Raw genomic sequence first — 26,282 nt, forward strand, 5'->3', positions numbered from 1 at the left:
CATAATAATTTTTCGAATATAATAAATGTTTAAAAATGAGACATAGATCATCCTTTTGAAAATTATTCTGATATTTATCTTTAAAGCACTTGAAAATCTAAAATAAGAACACTATTTTGTTATTAACTAGAATTTAAATCACGCAACAAAGAGGTAAATGCTATGACACTTAATATTACCAGTAAACAAATGGACATCACCCCTGCAATTCGTGAACACTTGGAGGAAAGACTTGCGAAGTTAGGTAAGTGGCAAACGCAGTTAATTAGCCCACATTTTGTTTTAAACAAAGTACCTAATGGATTTACTGTCGAAGCCTCTATTGGCACACCTTTAGGCAATTTATTAGCCAGTGCAACTTCAGATGATATGTATAAAGCAATTAATGAAGTGGAAGAAAAATTAGAACGTCAGCTTAATAAACTTCAACATAAAAGTGAATCTCGCCGAGCGAATGAACGTTTAAAAGATTCTTTTGAAAACTAAATACTGTAAAAGATAAAATCTAATCTGGCAGTCTTATTGTAAAATAATATGTCTGTCAGATTAATTTTTTCTTAAATTGGTTTTAATAGAAATAAAGACTAATGAAAGATACAGATTGTATTTATATTTTTTAACGAGATAGATATTATTTGACGGGATTAATGGCGGTGAGAAAGGGATTTGAACCCTTGATGCAGTTTCCCACATACACGCTTTCCAGGCGTGCTCCTTCAACCACTCGGACATCTCACCGTAAAAGGTTCGCAAACTATAAAGATTTACTCTGGTTTAGTCAAGTTTTTTACTATAAAAAATAAAAATCTTTAGAAGATTAGTTAAAAAATAGGCAATAAAGCTATTGATCTAATCCAGAGTTAGAAGAAATTAATAATTATTAAAACAGTTGATTTTTAATAGATGCCATATATTAATTTATCTTTTATTCTCTTTCTTAACCTTTTTATTTTAATTAAAAAAGGGATTTTCTCAAAATGATCATACCAAGATGATGGTATATCAATAATTTTATCCATTTCTTTTAAAAGTAAATTTCCTATATGACAATTTAAGTGACCGCATTTTTTGTGCCAAAATTTATATGGACCACAATAATGAGAAATAATTATTGGCATTTTTACGTGTAATAAATTTTTATTTTTAATCAAACCTCGATCTGTTGGTGTAAAATTAAATCTATTATTAATAAATTTTACTTTTCCTTTACAGATACCATTTAGAATATCTTGATCTTGGTATTTCATAACATTATTGTATTTATTCATCCAGTTTATTGATTTTTGGAAAATATTTTCTTCTTTCCATTTATTTAAATTAATTAATAATATACCTGCATTAAAATAAGAATATCCTTCTAAACCAATGGATTTTTTATAAGCTTCATTTTTTACGTCAATAAAAGTATCTCGACATGCTGCCAAATAATAATTCGTTATATCTATATCCCAAAGTTCTTGAAGTGAAGAGTTTGTTAATGTATCTACATCGATATAAATAGCTTTTTCTATATTCTTTATATATTTAGTTAAATTTAGTCTAGCGTAAGTCGCTAAAGATATGTAATCTATTGTTTTTGGAAAATTTTGAAAATCTGCCTCACAAACAGGCAAGAAAAATACTTTACAGGAGTATGAGCTTGCTAAATTATTTATTATGGTCTTATTTTCCTGATTTATTTTCATATCAAGAATATAAAAATTTATTTTTTCAGGTGTATTTTTAATAATGCTAAAAATACTTATAGCTAAATAAGTTGCATAATAGTTGTCAGATGAAAATATAATATTTATTATCTGTCTGTCTGTCTGTCTGTCTGTCTGTCTGTCTGTCTGTCTGTCTGTCTGTCTGTCTGTCTGTCTGTCTGTCTGTCTGTCTGTCTGTCTGTCTGTCTGTCTGTCATAAAATTATCTTCTGATTAACGTGTCAATTATTTTTTATTAATAGATTAAATACTTTTATTAACTTTATAATTTATTTTTTAAAACGCTCAATGCCTTTGCACGATGAGAAATTTTTTTCTTCTCAGCTGTTTCTAATTCAGCAAATGTGCAACCTTGTTCTGGACTAAAGAATAAACTGTCATAACCAAAACCATTTTCGCCTTTTTCTTCAAAACCAATCACACCACAACACTCGCCTTCGGCAATAATTGGCGATGGATCTGTTGGATGCTGTAAAAACACGATACAACTCACAAATTTGGCTTGGCGTTGATCTTGTGCAACATGAGCAAGCTCTGCCAATAATTTCTCACGGTTTTTAGCATCATTACCCTCTTCGCCAGCATAACGTGCAGAATACAAACCTGGCGCGCCATTAAGTGCGGAAACTACTAAGCCAGAATCATCCGCAATAGCAGGTAAACCTGATTTCTCTGAGGCATAGCGTGCTTTTAATAAGGCATTCTCAACGAAAGTTAAGCCAGTTTCTTCTGGGCTTTCAATGCCTAAATCTGTTTGTGCAATCACTTCAAAGCCAAAATCAGATAGGACATCAGCCATTTCTTTTACTTTTCCTTTATTGCCTGTAGCAAGTACGATTTTTTGTTTCATAATCAATCCTTTTATTGATGATAAGCTGACGTTAAATCAGCCCAGTTTTGCTCGGTAAATTGAATATTCATTCGTCCAACTTCTTTTTCGAAGGAACGTTTTAAACGGTTCAGATTCTGCACTTTCCAAAAATCTCCAGATTTTTCGCCGCACTTATCAAAATCCAGTAACCAACATTTTTGCCCTTGTTCAGCTTGTTGAAGCAAAATATTGTGTGCATTCAAGTCTGTATGGCAAATCTGTAAATCATGTAGTTTTCGAATCAAACGACCAATTTGCCTCCAAGTTTCTTTTGGCAATGTTTGTGTTTGTAAAAGTGCGGTTAAATCCTGCGCGTTTTCGATTTTTTCCGTCAAAATATCCGCTTGATAGCAAATACCTAACTTGCCTTTTTGAATACGTGCAGCAATGGGTTTAGGCACAGGTAACCCCGCTTCATACAAACGTTGCAACAAATGAAACTCAGCAAAACTACGGGTAGTTTCAAGAGCAGAAAAACGATAACGATCTTTGTTCAGTTTACCCCAAAGTCCACCGCGATAATAATGACGCAACGCACAATTTACACCAAACCAATCTTCGGTTTGCAAGAAATAAGTGGTGCCTCGACCTTTTGCACTCCCTATCACTCGTTCTTGTTTTTGCCAAAATTCTGCTTGGAAAAACTCGGTTGCTTGGTCAAAAGTGCGGTCAAAATTAAAGATAAAATATTGGTTATCTTGTTGGAATTGGTGCATTAGAACGTTGTTATGAATAGAAAATGGGGTCATTCTACTTTAAAATAGGCACAAATTAAATGATAAAGGAACGTCAATGCCACTTTTTACCGAAGCTCCAAAATCCCTTTGTATTCTCCGATTATCAGCGGTAGGCGATGTCTGCCATGCCTTAGCGGTGGTTCAGCACATTCAAGAATATTATCCCCAAACAGAAATGACTTGGATTGTAGGAAAAACCGAAATGGGCTTGCTTTCGGGCATTCCTAATATCACGCTCATTCCTTACGATAAAAAAGCGGGATGGAAAGGTGTATTGTCTTTATGGAAACAACTAAAAAATAAACAATTTGATGCGCTATTAAATATGCAAACAGCATTTCGTGCATCAATCCTTTCTTTAGGAATTAAAGCAAAATTCAAAATTGGATTTGGAGAAAAACGTTCTCGAGAAGGGCAATGGCTATTTGTAAATCGTCGCATCAGAGATCCTTTTTCCCCTCACGTATTAGATGGATTTATGGCTTTCGCTGAATATATTGGCGTACCGAAAGCAGAACCAAAATGGGAATTAGCTATCTCACAAGATGATTATAAATTTGCCGATCAATTTATTGATTTTTCTCGTAAAAATTTATTGATTTCCCCTTGCTCTAGCAAAGCAGAAAAAGATTGGCTAATTGAACGTTATGCAGAAATTGCCAATATTGCCCATCAGCATAATATCAATGTGATTTTCTGCAGTTCGCCAGCGAAACGTGAATTAGAAATAGTTGAAAAAATTACCGCACTTTGCCATTTCACGCCAACCAATATTGCAGGAAAAACAAACCTAAAACAGCTTACCGCTTTAATTTCTAAGGTTGATCTAGTACTTTCGCCAGATTCTGGCCCTGCCCATATTGCGACAACACAAGGTACACCCGTTATTGGCTTGTATGCCTATCACAATCCTTTGCGTACTGCACCTTATAATAATTTAGATAACGTGGTATCTGTATATGAAGAAAATGCCCAAAAAGAATTTGGCAAACCGTCTTCTGAACTACCTTGGGCAACCAAACTAAAAGGGAAAAATTTGATGGCAGAGATTCAAGTCGAACCCGTTATTGAACAAATGAAAAAATTAGGATTATTTTGAAAAAATGATCTGCATCTCAAAAGTTAGATGGTTAAGTTAAACGTTTTAATATAGCCAACTTGAAAGTTGTTTTTGGAAAGTAAGAGTTTTATTTTTTAAGTTAAAAATCAATAACTTGTTGTTAAATTAGTTTATATTTAGTCATAAAAATCTATACCTTAATCTCTTGCTTATTTAGTCCAATTTTTGCAGGTACAGATTGAAATCCAAAATTAGTTTAAATTTTACGCTACTAAATGCAAATGATTATAAATAAATCAATTGATTATTATTGTAATTATCATTATTATCATCGCCATTCTCCTATTTTTAATTATTACAATAAGGAAAACAGATGCGATTTTCTAAACTTTCCCTTGCAATTACAACAACCTTAGTGACAGCAAATGCACTAGCGCAATCCGTTGAATTAGACTCTATCAACGTTATTGCGACACGAGATCCAAGTAGGTTTGCTTATACGCCAGAAAAACAATCTAAAGATAGTCTTCTTTCTAAGCAAGCGACTAGTGTTGCAGCAGCGTTAGAAGACATTCCCAATGTTGATATTAGAGGCGGTTCGAGAAGCATTGCTCAAAAACCTAATATTCGAGGGTTAAGTGATAATCGTGTTGTGCAAGTCATTGATGGCGTAAGACAAAATTTTGATTTAGCACATAGAGGTTCTTATTTTCTTCCGATGTCACTTATTCAAGAAATTGAAGTAATCAAAGGGCCAAGTAGCTCCTTATGGGGTAGCGGTGCATTGGGTGGTGTTGTGGCAATGCGTACGCCAAATGCTTTAGACTTATTGAAAAATAATGACAAATTCGGGGTTAAAATTCGCCAAGGTTATCAAACTGCTAATAATTTATCGGAAAAGGATGCTTCTGTATTTGCGGCAAATGACAAATTCGATGTTCTTATTAGTGCTTTCTATAATAATGCGGATAATTTACGCATTGGTAAAGGCAACAAGCTGAATAATACAGCCTATAAACAGTTTGGGGGGCTTACAAAATTCGGTTGGCAAATCAATGATGCGAACCGTGTGGAATTATCCCACCGCGAAACTCGTTTTAAACAAACAGCACCAAGCAATAATGAGGTGGAAAACGAACTTACTAATGAACAAATTACAGATCAAATCAGAGAGTTCCACGGATCAAACAAAAGTTTTCCTCCTAAAGCACAACCATCACCATCAGAAACATCAAAGTTTTACTCTGGCGTGAAAACACGTTTAGGTAGTGTCAGTTATTTAACTGATCAACAAATTCCTGATCAAAGCACGGTATTTAACTATTATTTAACGCCAGATAATCCTTATCTAAATACGCATATCGCACTGTATAACAATAAAACTATTGAGAAAGAACAGCGTAAAGTCAGTGGTGTGAAAGATCAGACTAAATTAACTACCCGAGGTATAAATTTACGTAATTCTTCCGAATTATCTCACATTTCCTTTGTTTATGGGGTGGATTATATGCGAGATAAAATTAGTACAGAACGCGGCACAAACAGTAATGATGCGAAGTTTCGAGCGGACCCCTATAATGCGAATTCAAACACTACAGGCGTTTATTTAATCGCCCATATTCCACTATTTGGGGAAAAATTGCTAGTTTCGCCAAGTGTACGTTATGACCACTACGATACCTCAAGTAAAACTGTAAAATATAAGGATAATCATTTATCGCCTGCCACAAAATTAACTTGGAAAGTGACCAATTGGTTAGATTTTTCTGCTAAATATAATGAAGCTTTCCGAGCCCCATCTATGCAAGAACGGTTTGTGAGTGGATCTCACTTTGGAGCAGACCTAGCTGGGCGAACTGAAACCAATAGATTTGTGGCAAACCCAAATTTGCGCCCTGAAACAGCGAAAAATAAAGAAATTACCGCAAATCTACATTTTGATAGTCTGTTTAAACAGGGCGATAAATTCAAAATTGAAGCGACTTATTTCCGTAATGATGTGAAAGATTTTATTAACTTAAAAATATTTAATGATGCAAATGCAAAGACAAATACAAATGGAGCATTGTTGCCAACAAAATCCCAGTATCAAAACATAACTAATGCCCGTTTAAGCGGTATTGAATTGCAAGCTCAATACCAAACAGAACGTTTAACGCTGTTTACTAATTATGGCAGCACCAAAGGTAAAGATAAAGATAGTGGCGAAGCTTTATCAAACATTGCCGCAAGCAAAATCGGCGTAGGGGTAAATTATGCTTTAGTAAAAGACAAATTCACGGTGGGAGCGACAATAACCCATTACGCTGCCCAACATCGAGTGCCTAAAGATCACGCTGTTACCTACCCAAGTTATATACTGACCGATCTTCGTGCTACCTATGCGCCATTAAAAGGCGAATGGAAAAACCTGCGTTTAGATTTTGCGCTGGAAAACTTGTTTGATAGAAAATATCAACCAGCGTTTAGTTTAATGGAAGGCACAGGTCGCAATGCGAAAATTAGTGCAGTTTATAGCTTCTAAATTTACTTTGGAAAAACGCCCTAAAGCTGTTTTCCCTCAATTTTTGTAATTTTATCAATTAATAGGACATAAGGAATGAAAATGAGACCTCGTTATTCTGTTATTGCAAGTGCGGTCAGTTTAGGCTTTGTTTTGAGTAATTCAGTGATGGCATTAGTGCCAAATGCTGGATCATTGAACCGTGAACTAGAACAGCGTCAAATTCAACCAGAAGCCAAACCTAGTGGCGAATTATTTAATCAAGCGGCAAAATCGCCTTATACTGCACAGTATAAACAAGGACTGAAATTTCCACTTACGCAAGTACAGATTTTAGATCGAAACAATCAGGAAGTAGTCACAGACGAGCTTGCACATATTTTGAAAAATTATGTAGGAAAAGAGGTATCGCTGTCAGATTTAAGTAATTTGGCAAATGAGATCAGCGAATTTTATCGCAATAATAATTATTTAGTGGCAAAAGCGATTTTACCACCGCAGGAAATTGAGCAAGGTACGGTAAAAATTCTGTTACTCAAAGGTAATGTGGGCGAAATACGCTTGCAAAATCACAGCGCATTAAGCAATAAATTTGTATCCCGTCTCTCTAATACAACAGTAAATACGTCCGAATTTATTTTGAAAGATGAGTTAGAAAAATTTGCTTTAACAATAAATGATGTTCCAGGGGTAAATGCAGGTTTGCAACTCTCCGCAGGCAAAAAAGTCGGCGAAGCGAATTTACTGATTAAGATTAACGATGCAAAACGTTTTTCTGGTTATGTTTCAGTAGATAACCAAGGCAACAAATATACAGGGCGTTACCGTTTGGCTGCGGGGACAAAAGTCAGTAATTTGAATGGCTGGGGCGATGAATTGAAACTGGATTTACTGAGTTCTAATCAGGCTAATTTAAAAAATGCTCGTATAGATTATTCCTCTTTAATTGATGGTTATTCTACGCGTTTTGGTGTAACTGCTAACTATCTCGACTACAAATTAGGTGGTAATTTTAAATCATTACAATCTCAAGGGCATTCCCATACCTTAGGGGCTTATTTGTTGCACCCAACAATCCGTACACCAAATTTTCGTTTAAGTACTAAAGTGAGCTTTAATCATCAAAACCTTACGGATGAACAACAAGCGGCTACAGCGAAACAAAAACGGAAAATAAATAGTTTAACTGCAGGGATTGACGGTTCTTGGAATCTTATTAAAGATGGGACAACTTATTTTTCATTATCTACCTTGTTCGGTAATTTAGCGAATCAAACTAATGAAAGCAAACATTATGCGACAGAGGATTTTCAACCAAAATCGCATTTTACGGTATATAACTACCGCTTGTCTCACGAGCAAATTTTACCAAAATCTTTTGCTTTCAATATTGGTATAAACGGTCAGTTTGCTGATAAAAACCTTGAAAGCTCACAGAAAATGTTGCTTGGTGGTCTGTCTGGCGTGCGTGGACATCAAGCTGGTGCGGCTTCTGTGGATGAAGGGCATGTGATACAAACAGAATTCAAACATTATTTACCAGTCTTTTCCCAAAGTGTGCTAGTAAGCTCATTGTTCTATGACTATGGTTTTGGGAAATCTTATAAACATAGCCAATTTCTCGCACAAAGCGTGAAAAATAACGTGAAATTACAAAGCGTTGGTGCAGGACTTTCTCTTTCAGATGCTGGCAGCTATGCCATCAATGTCAGTGTTGCCAAACCGCTTGATAACAATATTGATAATGCCGATAAACACCAATTTTGGCTTTCTATGATTAAAACTTTCTAAGGAGGTATGCTATGTATAAATTAAATGTAATTTCTCTTATCATTTTGACCACTTACACTGGTGCGACATATGCCTCTACACCGGATTTGCCACAACAGGGTTTGCCACAACAGGATAAAGTCGTTTCTGGGAATGTCACTTTTACTACAACTGCAGATAAAATGACGATTAAGCAAGAGACCAATAAAGCTCAAATAAACTGGAAGAGTTTTGACATCGGCAAAAATAAAGAAGTGGAATTTAAACAACCTGATGCTAATTCTGTGGCATATAACCGTGTAACTGGCGGAAATGCTAGCCAAATCCAAGGGAAATTGACGGCAAACGGTAAGGTTTATTTAGCAAACCCTAATGGGGTTATTATTACCGAAGGGGCAGAAATCAATGTAGCTGGTTTACTTGCAACAACCAAAGATTTAGAGAGAATCAGTGAAAATGGCAATAGCAATAAATTTACCCGTAAAGCAAAAGAAGGTAAGGAGCTAACAGAAGGTCAAGTTCTCAATGAAGGGAAAATTACGGCGAAAGATTTCGTGGTACTTAATGGCGATGAAGTTATCAATAAAGGGAACATTAACGTTGAAAAAAACTCTACAATCAATGGCGAGGTATATTTATCCTCAAGCAATAATTTTACATTTACCTTATCAGATAGCGGTATAAGTGTGGCATTAGAAGATAATACAGTACGGGGTATTGTTAAAAATGAAGGGATTATTAAAGCAGAGGACATTACGCTAAATGCAAAAGGGCGTAAAGAAGCATTAGATAGCTTGGTTGTGAATAATGGTGTGTTGGAAGCAACTAAAGTTAGCAGTAAAAACGGCAAGGTTGTGTTATCTGCTGACAATGTTGAGTTGAATAATGAAAGTGATATTAAAGGGGAGATAGTTAGTTTTGGGGCTGATGTTACCTCAAATAACGAACTTCAAAACAAGATAAAAATCACTTCTCAAACTGGATCAAAAGTTACCTCGCCTAAAATCAACTTTAAAGGCAAAAGCGTTAATATCAACGGTAACTTTGGACGTGAAGATAGTACTAAATACTATAGTGATGAGCATAAAACATTAAATACAGAAGTTAATATTGACGTGCCAAACACTGAAAATATTCAGATTGCAGATAAAGATAATGCAGGGACGGATTCATTTATACAAACAGGGGCGTTAAGTTCATTACTGGCTAATAATGGAAAAGTGAATCTTAAAGGAAATGAGGTTAATATTTCAGGCAATATCAATATAGATTCCTTTAAAGGCTCTGATTCGCTATTAAAGCTAACTAACCAAGGTCATATTAATATTGATCATGCGGATATTCACTCAAAAGGTCGTTTATTTGTTGTGACGAGTTTGCAGAATGATGTAGATTTTAAATCAAATATTACAATTACTGACAGCAAAATAAATCTTGGTAACGGAGCGATGGGATTGGGGCGTAGTGCTAGGGATGAATATTATGATAACAAATATCGTAAAACAGAAGAGTCACAACGTAAGAAGTTTAATGTAAATATGCGTAATGTAGTATTTGATCAGGTTGATGAAGTGATTTTAGTGGGTGGATTTAAAAATGTTAATTTAGATAACATCACCGCCACAGGACAGACGAATTTTTACATTGATGGGGGTATATCCCGTAATAGAAATGGTGTGAGTTCGAAATATGAATACGGAGTGTTAGATTTAGACCATCGTACACAGTTGTCAGAGTTAGATCAAGGCAGACGCCGTTGGAAATATTACCGTAAGTCATATACAGAAGATTTAGAGTTAGATATGAACAGAGCCTATTGGTATCGTTTTGATATGTTTGCTACCAAAAATACGGGGCGATCAACGATTAAAGACACGGAAATTAATATTTCTAACAGTAATATCAACCTAAAAAATGGATTTGTGCATTTACTAGCAGAAAAAATTAAGTTAGATAATAGCAAGATTGATATTACCTTTGATAAACAAGATATTGCAACTCAAATTAACCGTTTAGGAATGAATGGTAAAGTCTCAATGGTAAACTCACATATCAAAATCGTGGGCGATGAGAAAAGCGATATATCTCCAAAAGCACCTTATGCTACGATGTTTTTAATCGGGGAATTAATAGGGGAAAAAAGTTCTATTTTTGTGAAATCTCATCAGGGTTACACCTTTAGAACTGATGGCGATACAAAAATTGCAGGTAAATACAGCAAAGATGACTTGAAAATTACCGCAATTAACACTGGAGGAAGAACTGGGGAAGAAGTGATCATTAATGGTGCGCCAGGCTCAATTGATAATGATGCTAATATTGCCAATATGGCATTTACTATCGGTGATAACGCAGATACTAAAACAACCATTGAAAATGCCGACATCACTGCCTTAGCACCTAACGGTGGAACAGCTTATTTAAGCTCCAAAGGGGTAGAAATTGAGGTAAAATCAAATTCAAATTTCACATTCTTTGAACTTCCTCGTGAGAAAAACTTTAATCAAACAAAAATTAACGGCGCTTCTACCAAACTCAGTGAACGTAGTTTTGCTAGACTTTATGACAAAATTAACGGTGTGCGAGCCACCAACTTGTCTGCTGAGCAATTGAATGTTACGGACTCAAGCGAAAAAATCATTAATACAAATTTAGTGAGTAGCTTAGATGTTGAAAAACTTGTTTCTGTTGCAGTTTGTGATGCAGGTAAAGGTTGCGAAGAACAACAATTCGGCGATAAAGGTAATAATACTAAAGTGAGTGTTGGAGAGTTAGAAGCTGAACAATAACTATTCAGAACACAAGGTAAAAGCATAAAGCCAATCTGACAGACACCAATTAAATTGCGTGCCTGTCAGATTTTTTAATAGCCATTGTCGCTACATTATTTTAAACATCCACGTATAATCAATACGCCAACATTTCGAGCTTGTGCGACAGCTTTTGGTTTACTCAGTTTAATTTTTAATCCTTGAAGTTGATAACGTGATTCAAGCAACTCTGCCACTTCATAAGCCACTCGCTCAATCAACAAGAAAGGTTTACTTTCCACATAATCAATTATCACTTGGCTCACTTCAGCGTAATTTAAACAATAGGCAACATCATCCGTTTCCGCCGCTTGTTTGCAATCCCAAGCCATTTCCAAATCAAACACAAGTTTTTGCTTTATTTGCTGTTCCCAATCATATACACCGATTTGTGCAAAAACAGTCAATTCTTCAATAAAAATACGATCCATAAGGTTTCCTCTAAAATTATTGTAGGCGTATGCTATCAACTTTGGGTAAAATAACGAACAGTTTTTTTGCTGGAGTACAAAATGAGCCTTTTCGCCCTTTTTTATATGCTTTTTGCCTATCTTTTAGGCTCTATTTCCAGTGCGATTTTAATTTGTCGCCTTACTGGATTGCCTGATCCTCGTCAAAATGGTTCACACAATCCTGGTGCGACGAATGTATTACGTATTGGAAATCGTAAGTCTGCCTTGGCGGTGCTTATTTTTGATATGTTAAAAGGGATGATTCCTGTATGGGCAGGTTATTATTTAGGTTTAACCCAATTTGAATTAGGGATGGTTGCACTTGGTGCTTGTTTAGGGCATATTTTCCCCATTTTTTTTCAATTTAAAGGTGGCAAAGGTGTTGCAACTGCCTTTGGAGCAATCGCACCAATTTCTTGGGCTGTTGCAGGTTCAATGTTTGGTACGTGGATCTTTGTTTTTCTTGTTAGTGGCTATTCTTCGTTAAGTGCAGTACTTACGGCGTTACTCGTGCCTTTTTATGTGTGGTGGTTTAAACCAGAATTTACTTTTCCTGTTGCCTTGGTATGTTGCCTATTAATTTATCGTCATCACGATAACATTCAACGCTTATGGCGTGGTCAAGAAGATAAAGTTTGGGCTAAATTTAAAAAGAAATAAAAATTCTACCGCACTTTTTTAATTTCCACTGGAGTTTTCTGTGCATACCAAGCGTTCTGTTTCAACTCGTATTGCTAAATATTTATTTATTATTTTAATTGTTGCTGGCGTGATTAGTTCTCTGAGTTTAGCGATTATAAGTAGTAATAAATATGATGCGAAAGCTATTAATATTTCTGGTTCATTACGAATGCAAAGTTATCGTTTGCTTTACGAAATGCGGACACAACCAGAAAGTATAGAAAATAATTTGCGTCGTTATCAGGTTAGCTTACATTCTTCTGCATTACTGGAAACGCAAAATCAATTTTTTACACCTAAAGCAGTGAAATTATCTTATCAAACCATTTTGCGACGTTGGGCGATAATGGAAAAATATGCACGTCAGTATGATGTGAAAAATTATAGTGAACAGCTCACAGATTATGTTGCAGATGTTGATCATTTTGTGTTTGAATTACAACGTTTTAGCGAGCAGAAATGGATTTTAGGCGTATCGGTGCTTTTTTTCGCTATGTTGTTAATTTTAGCTATGGTGTCTTATGTGATTTGGTACACACAGCGAGAAGTTGTGAAACCTTTGCATTTAATGACAAAAGCCAGTATGCAAGTGCAAATGCGTCAATTCAATCATATTCCGCTTGACACAAGGAAACAAAACGAACTTGGCACGCTGGCACGTGTATTTACACAAATGTCCACAGAACTAGGACAACTTTATTCACGTTTAGAAGAAGCTGTAAACGAAAAAACGCAAAAGTTACGCCAAACTAACCGCACTTTAAGCACACTTTATCAAAGTGCTCAACTTCTGAATACAAACACAATTAACGATAAAATTTTAAATCAAGTTTTGAATTACATTTTTATTAGCGAGCATTTGAACTTCGTTAAAGTGGAAGTGATGGGAGCTGAGCATTGGGATATTACATTGGGTGAGCGAGAAACCGATAGTGCATTACAAATCGAACCCCTTTCTGTGGATAACGAAGAATTAGGTGTACTCTCTTGGCAAGCGGGACTACCTTGTCCAGATCCCCGCATTATGCAAAATTTAGCACAAATGCTTGCTCGTGCGCTTTATTTCCATAAAAATTTACGCCAGAAAGAACAGCTTTTATTAATGGAAGAACGCTCAATTATCGCACGAGAATTGCACGATTCCTTAGCACAAGTCTTATCATTTTTACAAATTCAACTTACTTTGCTCAAACATAACCTGAAGAAAGAAGACGAACAATCAAAAGAAAAGAGTTTGGCAATTATTGCCGATTTTGAACAAGCCCTTTCTGGTGGTTACGCACAGTTACGCGAGCTTTTAGCCACTTTCCGTTTAACCATACAAGAAGCGAATTTACAACTCGCTTTAGAACAGGTAATTAATTCTTTACGCACTCAAACTTCAATGCAAATGAATGTAAAAAGTCAATTACCCTCACAAAGTTTAAATCCTCAACAGTTAGTGCATATACTTCAAATTGTGCGTGAGGCAACAACCAATGCAATCAAACATTCTCAAGGCACAGCAATTGAAATAAGTGCAAGAATTAATGCAGAAGGCGAATATGAAATTTTAGTTGAAGATGATGGGGTTGGCATTCCAAATCTTGAAGAACCAGAAGGGCATTACGGCTTAAATATTATGGCGGAACGCTGTCGTCAGCTTAATGCACAATTGCATATTCATCGCCGTGAGCAAGGTGGTACGCAGGTAAAAATCACTTTGCCGCATACATTATTTTAGGACATCAAAATGCAAAATTTACAGCCTTTTCATACTTTCCACATTCAATCTAATGCACGTGAAATTATTGAAGCACATAGCATCGAACAGTTACAACAAGTGTGGGCGTATTCTAAATCAGAAAATTTACCCGTACTTTTTTTAGGTCAAGGCAGTAATGTTCTGTTTCTGGATGATTTTAATGGCGTGGTGGTTTTAAATCGTTTAATGGGGATTACGCACGAACAAAACGCAAATTTTCACTATCTTCACGTCAATGGCGGCGAAAATTGGCATAAATTGGTGGAATGGTCTATTAATAATGGTATTTATGGCTTAGAAAATCTGGCTTTAATTCCTGGCTGTGCAGGATCTGCGCCTATTCAAAATATCGGTGCTTATGGCGTTGAATTTAAAGATGTGTGCGATTATGTGGATGTACTTAATTTAAACACGAATGAAACCTTTAGACTCGATACAGAACAATGCGAATTTGGTTATCGTGAAAGTACTTTTAAACATCGTTATCAGCAAGGTTACGTGATTACAGCGGTTGGATTAAAGCTTAAAAAAGATTGGCAGCCTATTCTAAAATATGGTTCGCTTGTAGCGTTCGATCCGAAAACGGTCACTGCTAAACAAATTTTTGATGAAGTCTGTCATATCCGTCAAAGCAAATTACCTGATCCAAATGAAACGGGTAATGCAGGGAGTTTCTTTAAAAATCCCGTTGTCAGTTCAGAACATTTTGAGGAAATCAAAAAACATCACAAAAATCTACCGCACTTTCCACAAGCAGATGGCTCAGTGAAATTAGCGGCAGGCTGGCTGATTGATCAATGTAATCTTAAAGGTTTTCAAATAGGAGGGGCTGCGGTTCATAAAAAACAAGCATTAGTGTTAATTAACAAAAGTGGGGCAACAGGACAAGACGTAGTCAAACTTGCCCATCACGTTCGCCAAACTGTTGCAGAAAAATTCGGTGTATATTTGCAACCTGAAGTAAGATTTATCAGTGCAACTGGCGAAGTAAATAGCGAGCAAACTATCACATAATTTTATAAACTAAGGATAACACTATGAACTTTAAAGAAATTTTAGAAACCTTGCCCAACATCGATCATCTAACGGGTTTAAATGTGATGAATGGAGAAACTATTATCCATAACATTCCTGCGATACAAGGTAAATTAGGATCGCTTCGCCTTTATAATGCGTTGGCTGAAAAATTTAACGGGAAATTAAACCGCACTTCCGCACAAGAAGGTGCTGAATGGTTTGCAGAACACGTCGAAGATGCAAAAGCGAATCCAGGCAAACATCCAAACATTGATTTACTATTTAAAGTGGTTGATGAAAATCTTAATTTAACCCTCATTCCACTTTGCTAATTAATCAGAGTTATTTAGAATAATTTAGAATAATTGAACTTTTGATTGATAAACCCTGTCTTATTAACAAATTGGTTCAATAAGATAGCTTATTGTGCTATAACTAAGTACATTGATTGGCAAAAGCCAAAATAAAGAAGGGAAACGATGGATAAAGAAACACAAATGATGTTAGTTCCTCAAGGCAGTATCGAAGGTTATATTCGTGCGGCAAATGAATATCCGATGCTGACCGCAGAGGAAGAAAAGGAATTGGCAGAACGTTTGTATTATCACGAGGATTTAGATGCTGCGAAAAAACTCATTTTGTCGCATCTTCGTTTCGTGATCCATGTTGCGCGTGGCTATTCTGGCTATGGCTTGCCTCAAGCTGACCTAATCCAAGAAGGCAATATCGGCTTAATGAAAGCGGTAAAACGTTTTAACCCTGAAGTTGGTGTGCGTTTGGTGTCATTCGCCGTACATTGGATTAAAGCGGAAATCCACGAATATGTGCTTCGTAACTGGCGTATCGTAAAAGTAGCGACCACGAAAGCTCAACGTAAATTATTTTTCAACCTACGCAAAACTAAACAACGTTTAGGCTGGTTCAACGAAAATGAAGTTGATATGGTGGCAAATGAATTGGGTGTTTCCAAAGAAGATGTGATCGAAATGGAGTCTCGAATGAGCGGTGCCGATGTAGGTTTTGATTTACCTACTGATGATGCAGAAACAGAGATCTATTCTCCGTCCCTTTATTTGGAAGATAAAAGTTCTAATTTCGCTGCAGAGCTTGAAAATGAAAACTTTGAAAGCCAAGCCACTGAGCAACTAAGCACGGCATTACAAAGTTTGGATGCGCGCAGCCAAGATATTATCAAAGCTCGTTGGTTAGATGATAACAAAGCAACATTACACGACTTAGCAGCAAAATATAATGTATCTGCGGAACGTATTCGTCAATTAGAAACCAATGCACTGAAAAAATTAAAAAGTGCGGTGAATTTTTAAATAATTTATAAAAAGAAAACCTGCTGATTAGCAGGTTTTTTATTTATCATTTAAACGTAATTTCAAATCTTCAGAAGTTTGGCAAGTCTTAATCTTATCAAACTCTTGGTTCGCCTCATCATATTCCTTATTCAAATAACGTAACCATTGTTTAATTCGTGCCACATGGTAAAAACCGCTGCCATATTCATTTTCAACATTCGCATATTTTTGCAAGATTTTTTGAATCTCATTCCAAGGCATTTTTTCTGCATTTGATTTCAGAACATGGCTTAAGTTCGGAATATTCAATGCACCTCGTCCCACCATTAAATCCTGACAACCTGTTTGAGATAAGCAATCTTGACCATCTTGCCAATGCCAAATTTCTCCGTTAGCAATAACAGGAATGGATAAACGCTCTCGGACTTTACCAATTTTTTTCCAATTAATTCTATCAGCACGATAACCATCAGATTTTGTGCGTCCATGCACTGTAATTTCGGTTGCTCCCCCTTGCTCAACCGCATCAGCGATTTCAAAAGCTTGAGAAATATCATCCCAGCCTAACCGCACTTTTACACTAACGGGGAATTCACTTGGCACGGCTCTGCGTAAGGCTTGAGTTGCACGATAAATCAATTCAGGCTGTTTCAATAATGCCGCACCGCCATTGCTGCCATTCACTGTTTTAGAAGGGCAACCACAATTTAAATCAATGCCATGAGAGCCAAGCTCGATTGCACGAATTGCATTTTCAGCAAGGTATTCTGGATGCTGCCCTAGCAACTGCACTCGCACAGGCGTGCCTGAAGAAGTAAAGCCCTGATTTTTTAATTCAGGGCATAAACGATAAAATACTTTTTCAGGAAGAAGTTGATCAACCACGCGGACAAATTCTGTTATACATAAATCGTAGTCATTCACTTCGGTGAGAAGTTGGCGTACAAAGGGATCTAGAACCCCTTGCATAGGTGCAAGAATAACACGCACTATTTCCAGCCTTTTGCTTTACAAATTAAATCGTAAGCGGCTTGAATCTGTTGAGTTTTTTCTTTTGCCATTTCCATCATTTCTGGCGGTAAACCTTTCGCCACGAGTTTATCTGGATGGTGTTCATTCATTAAACGACGATAAGCGCGTTTTACTGCTTGTTGCTCGTCGGACTCAGTCACACCCAATACTTTATAGGCATCGTTTAAAGTTGGACCTGAAGCATGTTGGTAACCATCACTATTTTGTTGCTGATATTGGTAGCCACCTTGATATGCACCTTGTTGATATTGCTGATAGAAACCGCCTTGAGTAAAAGCTCGAGCAGCCATTTCCATTGCAATCATTTGTTCAAATTGCATACGAGAAAGACCAAGTTCTTCAGCAATCACATAAAGCACTTCTTTCTCATTTTCGTGAAGTTCTGAATCGGCAAAAGCCGCTTGAACTTGCACTTGTAAGAACATTCGCAATAAATCAGCACGTTGCCCACAACCAATGCGAAATTCACGGATCACTTGACGAATTGGGAAATCAGATTCTTTACCGCGACGAAACGCATCCTGCGCTAATTTACGCCCCGCATCATCCAGTTTAAGCTGAATCATTAATTGATTAGCTAATTGGATATCTTCTTCTGTTACACGCCCTTTCGATTTGCTTAAATGGCCTAACACCGCAAAGGTAGTTTGCATAAACAAGTCTTGACGCGTTGTTTTCTTTTTAAAGAAACTAGAACTTACCGAGCCAAGTTCATACAATTTTTTATCTGCGATGGAACCTAAGATTAGCCCAGCAATCGCACCAAAAAATCCACCAACTTTCCAACCTAAAAATACGCCTATAATTTTTCCAATAAAATTCATTCTTTCCTCTGTTAAGTCAAAGTGCGGTTATTTTTATAATGTTATTTATAATGATAACAAAAATTTATTTCTCAAGTTTTATACGCCAAATTCGGCACGATAAGCACGCATTTCTGGCAAATGGCTACTGTATCGAGGATCTTGTTCAATAAATTGCATCAAATCATCTAAATCAATGATTGATAGCACTTGGCATTGATAATCACGTTCTACTTCTTGAATTGCTGAAAGCTCGCCTTTTCCTCGTTCTTTACGGTTTAAGGCGATTAATACTGCCGCAAGCTCTGCCTGATTTGCACTGATTAATTCCATAGATTCACGAATTGCAGTACCCGCCGTAATCACGTCATCCACAAGCAAAATTTTTCCTTGCAATGGACTACCAATTAAATTGCCGCCTTCTCCGTGATCTTTCACTTCTTTGCGATTGAAACACACGGCTTTATCAATACCATAACGATTAAATAGTGCCACCGAAACTGAAGTGCCAATTGGAATACCTTTGTAAGCGGGGCCAAAAACCACATCAAAATCTACCGCACTTGCCTGAATTGCCGCAGCATAAAACTCGCCTAAACGTGCTAAATCTGCCCCCGTATTGAACAAACCCGCATTGAAGAAATACGGACTTCTACGCCCCGATTTCAAAGTAAACTCGCCGAATTTCAATACATTTCTGCTTAAAGCAAATTCGATAAAATCGCGTTTATATTGTTCCATTTTTTTAATCCCTATAAACTGTGTTTATAAGCCTAGTGCTTTGCGTTGAGCGATGAAAATTTGATTACAGCCTTGTTTCGCTAAATCTAATAATGTTAATAATTCTTCATGGCTAAATGGCTCGCCTTCTGCGGTGCCTTGCACCTCAATCATTCGACCATCTTCCATCATCACAACATTCATATCGGTTTCCGCTGCAGAATCTTCCACATATTCCAAATCACAAACAGCTTGACCATCAACAATCCCCACAGAAATTGCCGAAACTAAACCTTTAATTGGGTTAGTTTTTAACGTACCATTCTCAATTAAACCATTGATCGCATCACATAATGCGACTGCTGCACCAGTAATGGATGCAGTTCGTGTGCCGCCATCTGCTTGAATAACATCACAATCTAAAGTAATCGCACGTTCACCCAGTGCTTTAAGATCCACCATCGCGCGCAAAGAGCGGGCAATTAAGCGTTGAATTTCCATTGTGCGTCCGCCTTGTTTACCTTTAGCCGCTTCACGCTGCATACGACTATGTGTTGAACGTGGCAACATTCCATATTCAGCCGTGACCCAGCCTTGCCCTTGTCCTTTTAAGAAACGTGGTACAGCATCTTCAACTGTTGCAGTACAAAGCACTTTGGTGTCTCCAAATTCAACAAGCACGGAACCTTCAGCGTGCTTGGTGTAATTACGGGTAATTTTAATTTGGCGGGGTTGATTATTTTCTCGATTATTTGGACGCATAATTATTCCTTGATATGGTTTAGAGCGATGTAATAAAAAAGCGCACTATTCTAGCACGCTTTGATTTTTATTTTTGTTAAAATTCACTAAGATATTGATTATTGATAATAAAAAAGCAAGGTAAGTAACCTTGCTTTATTAATTTGGTGGAGATAATCGGGATCGAACCGACGACCTCTTGAATGCCATTCAAGCGCTCTCCCAACTGAGCTATATCCCCATAAAAGACAGCAACATAATAAAATTTGACTATGTGGCTGTCAATACGATTTTATTATGTGTTTGTTATCCGATTAAATATTAAGCGTTTTGTGCATGAATAAAATCAATAGCACGCTGAATACGCGCAAGTACGCGATCTCTGCCGATACCGACTAGGGTAACATCCATTGATGGCGATTGACCAGAACCTGTCACCGCGACACGTAATGGCATGCCAACTTTACCCATGCCCACTTCTAGTTCAGCAGCTGTTTGCTCAATGGCTTCGTGAATAGAATGTAAATCCCAGCTAGAAAGTGCGGTTAATTTTTCTTTCACTTTTGCAAGCGCTTCAGCAGCATTGCCTTTGAAATGTTTTTTCGCTGCGGCTTCATCAAAGGTTTCAAACTCTTCAAAGAAGTAGCGGCTTGACCTTGCCATTTCTTTTAAGGTTTTGCAACGTTCCGCAAGCATGGTGACTATTTCAGTTAATGCAGGGCCATTGCTTGTATCAATGCCTTGATCTTTGTAATGCCATTCAAGGTGTTTAGCCACATATTCTGGCGGTAATTCACGGATATAATGTTGATTCAACCATTGTAATTTTTCGGTATTAAATGCGCTAGCTGATTTGCTAACATGATCTAATTCGAAATAGTTGATCATTTCTTCGCGACTAAAAATTTCTTGGTCGCCATGTCCCCAGCCTAAACGAACAAGATAGTTAATTAAAGCTTCTGGTAAGTAACCATCATCACGATATTGCATTACGCTTACTGCGCCATGTCGTTTAGAGAGTTTTTGACCATCATCGCCATTAATCATAGAAACGTGTGCATAGGTTGGAATTGGGGCACCAATCGCTTTTAAAATGTTAATTTGACGAGGCGTGTTGTTGATATGATCTTCCCCACGCACAACATGTGTGATACCCATGTCCCAGTCATCTACAACTACACAGAAGTTATAAGTTGGAGAACCGTCTGTGCGGCGAATAATAAGATCATCAAGCTCACTGTTGCTGATTTCAATACGGCCACGTACGGCATCATCAAATACCACCGAGCCTTCAGTTGGATTTTTAAAACGTACAACGTGGGGTTCATCAGGTGAATGGTTGTGATCGTGTAAGCAGTGACGGTCATAACGTGGTTTTTCTTTATTTTGTTCTTGAGTATGACGAAGTTCTTCTAAGTGTTCTTTAGTACAATAACAACGATATGCTAGGCCTTGTTCAATCATTTCATCGATCACTTGGTTATAACGATCAAAGCGTTTAGTTTGGTAATAAGGGCCATGCTCCCACGGAAGATTTAACCATTCCATGCCTTCAATAATGGCAGCAGTGGCTTCAGGTGTTGAACGCTCTAAATCAGTGTCTTCAATTCGTAATACAAATTCGCCGTTATTATGTTTTGCGTATAACCAAGAATAAAGTGCGGTACGTGCGCCACCTACATGTAAATAACCTGTAGGGCTAGGAGCAAAACGAGTACGCACTTTTACATTTGGATCTAAATTAAAAGGAGCATCTAGTTTCATTTTTATAACCTATCTTCAATAAAATATTAGTCGTTATTCTACTACGACTTGTTTGACTTCTAAATAAAAAAGCGGATTTTATGCTTATTTTTACGACAATTAAACAAAATTTAATAAAAAGGTATTGACTGAAAATGCATTCTCCCTATAATGCCAACCCACAACATTAAGGGCGATTAGCTCAGTTGGGAGAGCACCTCCCTTACAAGGAGGGGGTCACTGGTTCGAGACCGGTATCGCCCACCACTTCTCTAAAAAGTGTTCTTAATGTTACTAAGTTTGACCAAGCGGGCGATTAGCTCAGTTGGGAGAGCACCTCCCTTACAAGGAGGGGGTCACTGGTTCGAGACCGGTATCGCCCACCACTTTTCTAAAGTGTCCTTTCCGCTCAAACTTTCCCTTTATATTTAAACGCTTTCTAGTGGGCGATTAGCTCAGTTGGGAGAGCACCTCCCTTACAAGGAGGGGGTCACTGGTTCGAGACCGGTATCGCCCACCACTTAAAAGTGTTTAAATAAACCGAAAATTTAGGGTTTTGCCTTAATATTATCGGGCGATTAGCTCAGTTGGGAGAGCACCTCCCTTACAAGGAGGGGGTCACTGGTTCGAGACCGGTATCGCCCACCACTTTATTTTCAAATTATCCAAATAATTTCCTTTTCCCGTTCAATCTATTACGTTTACGTGATAAAGTGCGCAGGCATTGTCATATCTAATTTTAAACTGTTTATATATCATAGGGAAAATTTATGATCGCTTATATTTTCTTAGCTTTATTCACGATTGCGGCAGTGATTTTTATCGTAAACTCCCATTATCGTTGGACTTATTTCTTTGCTATTACGCTTTTTACTTTTTTATTTGGTGGCATGCTTATGGTTTCCAGCCAATGGCAACGTGCTTTAAATTTTTCATCTGTGCTTTTTGTGGTACTGATGTTATTTCACCGTTTAAAAATTCATTATTACAAACAACCTTTGTTAATTTCAGATTTCTTTCTTGTGGTAGATTGGCGAAATTGGGAAACCTTAATTCATTATAAAGGTGCATTGTTTGGCGTTATTGGGCTACTGGCGTTATTAGGTTATGCGATTTTTGGTTTTAATGATGTCGAGTCTTTAGGGGTATTGGGTAACAGCATTGGTGCTTTATTGTTTATCGTTAGCTTTAGCTTGATGTGGCATTATTCTAAAAATCCAAGTGCGGTGCAAGTTTGGTTAGATTCTTTGCCTGATGATGGTCGTGATGTGTTTTTAAATTTACCAATGTCTTGTCGCGGTATTTTTTTCAAAGTGCCAAATTTTGATGGCAATAGCCAAAATTTTATTGAAAAAATGACCGCACTTTCATCTGATGCAAACAACCTATCTGAAACAAAACCCGATATTGTTGTAACATTAATGGAATCCACGCTGAACCCTCATCAATTTGCTTTTAGTCAGCAATCTATTCCACCACTTTCCATGTTTGAACCCCAAAATGATACAGTATTTGCTTCGCCGTTGCGTGTACATACTTTTGCTGGCGCAACATGGAAATCAGAATTTGCTTTTTTAGCCGGTGTGCCTTCAACCGATTTTGGGGCGTTAGCAAGTGGAGTTTTTTATTCTGTTGTACCGCACTTGCAATCAGGTTTAGTGAAAAATCTAAAAGCTCAAGGATATTTTTGTGTTGCCTTGTCGCCTTTTACAAAAGGTAATTACAATGCAAAATCCGCTTATGATCATTTCGGGTTTGATTTGATGTTACAGCCGCAAGATCTTGGTTATCCTGCACCTATCAGTAAAAATCTTTGGGATATTAGTAGTGAAGAAATGATGAAATACACCCGAATGATTTTGGAAAAACAGCATCCAGCGTTAGAAAATGTAGATCAGCCAATGTTTGTTTATGTATTGACTATGCGTGAACATGGTCCATACGAATTAGGCATGGAAAATACATTTAATCTTCAAATGCCTAATTTAGGAGCTAAAAGTATTTCTGCATTGAATGACTATACTCAACGTATTGTTGCATTGAATGATGCGATTGAAGGAATAAATAACTATTTACATGAACGTAAAAAGCCTTTTGTTCTAGGTTATTTCGGTGATCACCAAGTGGCATTTGATAATGCGATCCCTCCGAAGAAAGGGGATTATGCACAGCCTGATTATGTGACACAATTTGTTGTAAGAAGTAATTGTGCAAGTCAATTTAAGCAAGAACAAAAGTTTTTAGATCTTGCTTTTGCTGGAGGTGTTTTGATGAATGTAGCTGGATTATCAGCAGAAGATGAATTTATGAAAGCGAATATGGCAATGTGTAAATTGAGTGATGGCAAATTAGAAGATTCTTCTGATATTCAGCTACTCAATAATTATCGCCATTATTTATACCAAACATTGGCGATTGCCAGATAATTTTCTTATAGATCGAGCATTATTGCTCGATCTGCTCGCCAATTTCATCCAAGGTTGAAGCTAATTGCGCACCAACTAGCACCACAAGCCAACTTATTTGAATCCACAATAACATAATTGGTAAAGTTGCCATTGCACCGTAAATTAATTGATAAGAGGGAAAAGTGACGATATACCAAGTAAATGCTTGTTTACCAAGAGTGAAAAAAATCGCGGCAAGAAATGCACCGTAAGCTGAATGCTTAATTTTCACTTTTTTATTCGGTACAACCGTATAAATAAGCGTAAAAATAAACCAAGTAAATAAAAAAGGCACAAAACTGAGCAATTTTAAGCCTAATGATAAATGTTCCGATTGCTCAAACATTATTTTAATATACGAACTAATCCCAATGCTCACGCCAATAATAAGTGGGCCAAGTGTCAAAATCATCCAATAAATCGCAAAAGAAGAAAGCGGAGAGCGAGATTGACTATTGTGCCAAATACTATTTAATGTTCGGTCGATATTATTAATCAACATCAAGGCTACCGCAATCAAGCTAATAATACCAACAGCACTCATTTTTTTTGAATTTAAGACAAATTGATCGATATATTCGCCCACCATATCACTCGCTGATGGTGCAAAATTAGTGAAAATCATTTCTTTCAATTCTCCCGTCACTTCATTGAATACAGGAAAAGCAGAGAAAATAGAAAAAATAACCATAACCAAAGGAACCATTGCTAACATTGTGCTATAAGTCAATGCGCCAGCTACTTGATTAAGTTTATTTTCTGAAAAACGTTTCCAAAAGAGCAGGCTAAATTGTTTCAATGAAATCATAAAAATCCCCCACAGCAATGTTTAAATTTTTTACTAGAACCGCAGACACAAGGTTGTTTCATTGTCGGTAATGATACCGTTGGATCTACAAAATACCAACGATCTTCAATTTTCACAAAAATTGACCGTTCTTGATGGACTTGTTCACAATCTTCGCCTTGAAAAATCGCCTTAAATTCCACCGCACTTTGAGTTTTTGTAAGGCTTTCCGTTTTTAGAATTTCTAATCCTAGCCACACGGTGTTGTCCGCCCATTCTTGTAATAAACTAGTTTCTAATAAAGTTTGTTGGCTTGGTACAGTTGTTGCAACAATATAAGGTATATTTTTTAACACATAAGCCGTATAACGTGAACGCATAAGTTGCTCTGCCGTTTCGGGAAATGCTTGTTTTAAATGAAATTTGCCACAACAATCTGCATAATGATGACCAGATTGACACGGACAATTTTCTAAAGAAAGTGCGGTTGAAATTTCTGACATATTTATCTCTGTTGTTTGAATTTCGATACTTGCGATCGAATTGAGCGTTTAAAGGCTTCGGCTAATACTTCAATATCTAATGCTGCTTCTAGTTCAGCTTCATTTTCAGGTGAGGATAACAAGCGATTTAAATGACGAATTGTTATTTGCGGATAAGGACGGGCGAGCAATTTTAGTTCATCGTTTTGCTTAATTATTCCTGTTTCAATAATACGAACATACCATCCACTAAGCCCCGTTTGATAAATAATATCACGTGTATTTTCGTTTTCTGTATTTTTTGATAAACGTTCGCAAGGTTTGCGTGGCTGGGATACTTCTAAAATGGTTGAACCGATTTGATAACGATCGCCAATACACACATTGTCTTCATTCAAGCCTGATACGACAAAATTTTCTCCGTATGTCGCAGTATCCATATAAGAAAAATCTTTATTTAATAAAGCATTTAATTTATTAAAAGAATCTGCCGACATAAAAAAGAGAGATTTATCTACACCACCATGATGTTTTTTCAAACCAACATCGTTTCCTTCCGCACCAAGAGAATGAATTTTTACCGATGGCACAACTTTTTTACGAATCGCGCTTTCATACTGGCTTCCATCGGAAAAGGTTAGGGTTTCAACTTGTCCCACTTTTATAACTAAAATTTTTGCATTCATTTTATTTTTCGCTTGTTCTAGAAAAAATTTACGTGGAATTATAACCGAAAACGTTTAACTTTTTGACCGCACTTTTTTTTTTACTTATTATTCGTTATCAGAAAAATGAAAAGGAAATAATGAAAATGTTTGAAAGAGAAAACAAAATTTTCTAAAAATGTTTTATTTCTTTTCTTTACAATAA

At 36.7% G+C, this 26,282-nt stretch carries 23 protein-coding genes and 6 tRNA genes; 15 read left to right on the forward strand and 14 right to left on the reverse strand.

Translation table 11 applies throughout. From position 1 onward, the window contains the following. Positions 1–162 precede the first annotated feature (162 nt). On the forward strand, positions 163–486 hold the full coding sequence (hpf, locus tag ACPT8Q_RS03035; protein ID WP_005648863.1) for a ribosome hibernation-promoting factor, HPF/YfiA family: 324 nt from the start codon (positions 163–165) through the stop codon (positions 484–486). A 162-nt stretch (positions 487–648) separates the two neighbouring features. Here hpf and ACPT8Q_RS03040 read toward each other — a convergent pair. The 4 genes from ACPT8Q_RS03040 to ACPT8Q_RS03055 form a co-directional block, all read right to left on the reverse strand. Next, a tRNA-Ser gene (locus tag ACPT8Q_RS03040) sits at positions 649–738 on the reverse strand. 158 nt (positions 739–896) lie between these two features. After that, positions 897–1,793, reverse strand: coding sequence for a glycosyltransferase family 8 protein (locus tag ACPT8Q_RS03045; RefSeq protein WP_032821899.1), 897 nt, complete (start codon positions 1,791–1,793; stop codon positions 897–899). A 174-nt stretch (positions 1,794–1,967) separates the two neighbouring features. Continuing rightward, positions 1,968–2,555: an RdgB/HAM1 family non-canonical purine NTP pyrophosphatase gene (gene rdgB / locus ACPT8Q_RS03050; protein WP_042594202.1), complete on the reverse strand. Its 588-nt coding sequence runs from the start codon at positions 2,553–2,555 to the stop codon at positions 1,968–1,970. 11 nt (positions 2,556–2,566) lie between these two features. Next, the gene (locus ACPT8Q_RS03055) at positions 2,567–3,292 is read right to left on the reverse strand and encodes a 3-deoxy-D-manno-octulosonic acid kinase (RefSeq protein WP_050948884.1); all 726 of its coding nucleotides are present in this window, start codon (positions 3,290–3,292) and stop codon (positions 2,567–2,569) included. A 76-nt stretch (positions 3,293–3,368) separates the two neighbouring features. On the opposite strand from ACPT8Q_RS03055, the gene ACPT8Q_RS03060 reads away from it, so the two are divergent. From ACPT8Q_RS03060 to ACPT8Q_RS03075, 4 genes are all read left to right on the forward strand, one after another. Further along, complete coding sequence (locus ACPT8Q_RS03060; RefSeq protein WP_050948885.1) at positions 3,369–4,412, forward strand: glycosyltransferase family 9 protein; 1,044 nt, start codon at positions 3,369–3,371, stop codon at positions 4,410–4,412. A gap of 334 nt (positions 4,413–4,746) precedes the next feature. Beyond that, complete coding sequence (locus ACPT8Q_RS03065; RefSeq protein ID WP_425622305.1) at positions 4,747–6,897, forward strand: TonB-dependent hemoglobin/transferrin/lactoferrin family receptor; 2,151 nt, start codon at positions 4,747–4,749, stop codon at positions 6,895–6,897. Between the two features lie 75 nt (positions 6,898–6,972). Beyond that, entirely contained in the window at positions 6,973–8,667 is a 1,695-nt protein-coding gene (gene hxuB, locus ACPT8Q_RS03070) for a heme/hemopexin-binding protein HxuB (protein WP_061671310.1), read from the forward strand. Positions 8,668–8,678: 11 nt separating this feature from the next. Beyond that, on the forward strand, positions 8,679–11,435 hold the full coding sequence (locus ACPT8Q_RS03075; RefSeq protein WP_061671309.1) for a filamentous hemagglutinin N-terminal domain-containing protein: 2,757 nt from the start codon (positions 8,679–8,681) through the stop codon (positions 11,433–11,435). Positions 11,436–11,530: 95 nt separating this feature from the next. Here the strand turns inward: ACPT8Q_RS03075 and folB are convergent, their stop codons facing one another. Further along, positions 11,531–11,887 carry a dihydroneopterin aldolase gene (gene folB / locus ACPT8Q_RS03080; protein ID WP_005689448.1) on the reverse strand — a complete coding sequence of 119 codons (357 nt, stop codon included), beginning with the start codon at positions 11,885–11,887 and terminating at the stop codon, positions 11,531–11,533. Positions 11,888–11,968: 81 nt separating this feature from the next. On the opposite strand from folB, the gene plsY reads away from it, so the two are divergent. The 5 genes from plsY to rpoH all read left to right on the forward strand — a co-directional run bounded on the left by plsY (position 11,969) and on the right by rpoH (position 16,675). After that, positions 11,969–12,568, forward strand: a complete 600-nt coding sequence (plsY, locus tag ACPT8Q_RS03085; protein WP_061671308.1) for a glycerol-3-phosphate 1-O-acyltransferase PlsY — start codon at positions 11,969–11,971, stop codon at positions 12,566–12,568. 40 nt (positions 12,569–12,608) lie between these two features. Next, positions 12,609–14,312, forward strand: coding sequence for a nitrate/nitrite two-component system sensor histidine kinase NarQ (gene narQ / locus ACPT8Q_RS03090; RefSeq protein WP_005668889.1), 1,704 nt, complete (start codon positions 12,609–12,611; stop codon positions 14,310–14,312). Positions 14,313–14,321: 9 nt separating this feature from the next. Then, positions 14,322–15,347 (forward strand): UDP-N-acetylmuramate dehydrogenase, encoded by a 1,026-nt coding sequence (murB, locus tag ACPT8Q_RS03095; RefSeq protein ID WP_061671307.1) that lies wholly within the window; start codon positions 14,322–14,324, stop codon positions 15,345–15,347. 23 nt (positions 15,348–15,370) lie between these two features. Continuing rightward, on the forward strand, positions 15,371–15,682 hold the full coding sequence (locus tag ACPT8Q_RS03100) for a DUF2322 family protein (protein ID WP_061671306.1): 312 nt from the start codon (positions 15,371–15,373) through the stop codon (positions 15,680–15,682). 147 nt (positions 15,683–15,829) lie between these two features. After that, on the forward strand, positions 15,830–16,675 hold the full coding sequence (gene rpoH, locus ACPT8Q_RS03105; RefSeq protein WP_061671305.1) for an RNA polymerase sigma factor RpoH: 846 nt from the start codon (positions 15,830–15,832) through the stop codon (positions 16,673–16,675). A gap of 39 nt (positions 16,676–16,714) precedes the next feature. On the opposite strand, the gene dusC is transcribed toward rpoH, so the two are convergent. The 6 genes from dusC to gltX all read right to left on the reverse strand — a co-directional run bounded on the left by dusC (position 16,715) and on the right by gltX (position 21,717). Further along, positions 16,715–17,647: a tRNA dihydrouridine(16) synthase DusC gene (gene dusC / locus ACPT8Q_RS03110; protein ID WP_061671304.1), complete on the reverse strand. Its 933-nt coding sequence runs from the start codon at positions 17,645–17,647 to the stop codon at positions 16,715–16,717. Next, positions 17,647–18,513, reverse strand: a complete 867-nt coding sequence (djlA, locus tag ACPT8Q_RS03115) for a co-chaperone DjlA (protein WP_061671303.1) — start codon at positions 18,511–18,513, stop codon at positions 17,647–17,649. The genes dusC and djlA overlap by 1 nt, the downstream gene beginning before the upstream one ends. 78 nt (positions 18,514–18,591) lie before the next feature. Continuing rightward, positions 18,592–19,233 carry an orotate phosphoribosyltransferase gene (gene pyrE, locus ACPT8Q_RS03120; protein WP_061671302.1) on the reverse strand — a complete coding sequence of 214 codons (642 nt, stop codon included), beginning with the start codon at positions 19,231–19,233 and terminating at the stop codon, positions 18,592–18,594. A gap of 24 nt (positions 19,234–19,257) precedes the next feature. Further along, positions 19,258–19,974, reverse strand: coding sequence for a ribonuclease PH (gene rph, locus ACPT8Q_RS03125; RefSeq protein WP_015701492.1), 717 nt, complete (start codon positions 19,972–19,974; stop codon positions 19,258–19,260). Between the two features lie 144 nt (positions 19,975–20,118). Continuing rightward, positions 20,119–20,194, reverse strand: a tRNA-Ala gene (locus ACPT8Q_RS03130). Between the two features lie 80 nt (positions 20,195–20,274). Next, positions 20,275–21,717, reverse strand: coding sequence for a glutamate--tRNA ligase (gene gltX / locus ACPT8Q_RS03135; protein WP_005668173.1), 1,443 nt, complete (start codon positions 21,715–21,717; stop codon positions 20,275–20,277). A 170-nt stretch (positions 21,718–21,887) separates the two neighbouring features. Here gltX and ACPT8Q_RS03140 point away from each other — a divergent pair. The 5 genes from ACPT8Q_RS03140 to lpt6 all read left to right on the forward strand — a co-directional run bounded on the left by ACPT8Q_RS03140 (position 21,888) and on the right by lpt6 (position 24,122). Beyond that, positions 21,888–21,963, forward strand: a tRNA-Val gene (locus tag ACPT8Q_RS03140). A gap of 43 nt (positions 21,964–22,006) precedes the next feature. Beyond that, positions 22,007–22,082: transfer RNA gene (locus tag ACPT8Q_RS03145), tRNA-Val, on the forward strand. Between the two features lie 58 nt (positions 22,083–22,140). Continuing rightward, positions 22,141–22,216 (forward strand) — tRNA-Val (locus ACPT8Q_RS03150). Between the two features lie 52 nt (positions 22,217–22,268). Further along, positions 22,269–22,344, forward strand: a tRNA-Val gene (locus tag ACPT8Q_RS03155). Positions 22,345–22,466: 122 nt separating this feature from the next. Further along, a complete protein-coding gene (gene lpt6 / locus ACPT8Q_RS03160; protein WP_005694030.1) occupies positions 22,467–24,122 on the forward strand; it encodes a phosphoethanolamine transferase Lpt6 in 1,656 nt (551 codons plus the stop codon). A 19-nt stretch (positions 24,123–24,141) separates the two neighbouring features. On the opposite strand, the gene ACPT8Q_RS03165 is transcribed toward lpt6, so the two are convergent. From ACPT8Q_RS03165 to ACPT8Q_RS03175, 3 genes are read right to left on the reverse strand one after another with little or no spacing between them, the layout of a single operon-like run. Beyond that, positions 24,142–24,951, reverse strand: a complete 810-nt coding sequence (locus tag ACPT8Q_RS03165; protein ID WP_050948897.1) for a virulence factor BrkB family protein — start codon at positions 24,949–24,951, stop codon at positions 24,142–24,144. Continuing rightward, positions 24,948–25,433, reverse strand: a complete 486-nt coding sequence (locus ACPT8Q_RS03170) for a YchJ family protein (RefSeq protein WP_050948898.1) — start codon at positions 25,431–25,433, stop codon at positions 24,948–24,950. The genes ACPT8Q_RS03165 and ACPT8Q_RS03170 overlap by 4 nt, the downstream gene beginning before the upstream one ends. Before the next feature lie 2 nt (positions 25,434–25,435). After that, positions 25,436–26,098, reverse strand: coding sequence for an MOSC domain-containing protein (locus ACPT8Q_RS03175; RefSeq protein ID WP_050948900.1), 663 nt, complete (start codon positions 26,096–26,098; stop codon positions 25,436–25,438). Between the last annotated feature and the right edge of the window lie 184 nt (positions 26,099–26,282).

The organism is Haemophilus sp. HN_Hi10 (assembly GCF_049821985.1).
Classification (GTDB): Bacteria; Pseudomonadota; Gammaproteobacteria; order Enterobacterales; family Pasteurellaceae; genus Haemophilus; species Haemophilus influenzae_D.

Bases quoted from the DNA above. Each gene is read 5' to 3' on its own strand.
- ACPT8Q_RS03055 (WP_050948884.1), bottom strand. From the start codon at position 3,292: ATGCACCAATTCCAACAAGATAACCAATATTTTATCTTTAATTTTGAC.
- rdgB (WP_042594202.1), bottom strand. From the start codon at position 2,555: ATGAAACAAAAAATCGTACTTGCTACAGGCAATAAAGGAAAAGTAAAA.
- lpt6 (WP_005694030.1), top strand. From the start codon at position 22,467: ATGATCGCTTATATTTTCTTAGCTTTATTCACGATTGCGGCAGTGATT.
- ACPT8Q_RS03100 (WP_061671306.1), top strand. From the start codon at position 15,371: ATGAACTTTAAAGAAATTTTAGAAACCTTGCCCAACATCGATCATCTA.
- djlA (WP_061671303.1), bottom strand. From the start codon at position 18,513: ATGAATTTTATTGGAAAAATTATAGGCGTATTTTTAGGTTGGAAAGTT.
- hpf (WP_005648863.1), top strand. From the start codon at position 163: ATGACACTTAATATTACCAGTAAACAAATGGACATCACCCCTGCAATT.
- ACPT8Q_RS03060 (WP_050948885.1), top strand. From the start codon at position 3,369: ATGCCACTTTTTACCGAAGCTCCAAAATCCCTTTGTATTCTCCGATTA.
- ACPT8Q_RS03170 (WP_050948898.1), bottom strand. From the start codon at position 25,433: ATGTCAGAAATTTCAACCGCACTTTCTTTAGAAAATTGTCCGTGTCAA.
- plsY (WP_061671308.1), top strand. From the start codon at position 11,969: ATGAGCCTTTTCGCCCTTTTTTATATGCTTTTTGCCTATCTTTTAGGC.
- ACPT8Q_RS03175 (WP_050948900.1), bottom strand. From the start codon at position 26,098: ATGAATGCAAAAATTTTAGTTATAAAAGTGGGACAAGTTGAAACCCTA.
- gltX (WP_005668173.1), bottom strand. From the start codon at position 21,717: ATGAAACTAGATGCTCCTTTTAATTTAGATCCAAATGTAAAAGTGCGT.
- rpoH (WP_061671305.1), top strand. From the start codon at position 15,830: ATGGATAAAGAAACACAAATGATGTTAGTTCCTCAAGGCAGTATCGAA.
- folB (WP_005689448.1), bottom strand. From the start codon at position 11,887: ATGGATCGTATTTTTATTGAAGAATTGACTGTTTTTGCACAAATCGGT.
- ACPT8Q_RS03075 (WP_061671309.1), top strand. From the start codon at position 8,679: ATGTATAAATTAAATGTAATTTCTCTTATCATTTTGACCACTTACACT.
- murB (WP_061671307.1), top strand. From the start codon at position 14,322: ATGCAAAATTTACAGCCTTTTCATACTTTCCACATTCAATCTAATGCA.
- hxuB (WP_061671310.1), top strand. From the start codon at position 6,973: ATGAAAATGAGACCTCGTTATTCTGTTATTGCAAGTGCGGTCAGTTTA.
- ACPT8Q_RS03065 (WP_425622305.1), top strand. From the start codon at position 4,747: ATGCGATTTTCTAAACTTTCCCTTGCAATTACAACAACCTTAGTGACA.
- pyrE (WP_061671302.1), bottom strand. From the start codon at position 19,233: ATGGAACAATATAAACGCGATTTTATCGAATTTGCTTTAAGCAGAAAT.
- rph (WP_015701492.1), bottom strand. From the start codon at position 19,974: ATGCGTCCAAATAATCGAGAAAATAATCAACCCCGCCAAATTAAAATT.
- ACPT8Q_RS03165 (WP_050948897.1), bottom strand. From the start codon at position 24,951: ATGATTTCATTGAAACAATTTAGCCTGCTCTTTTGGAAACGTTTTTCA.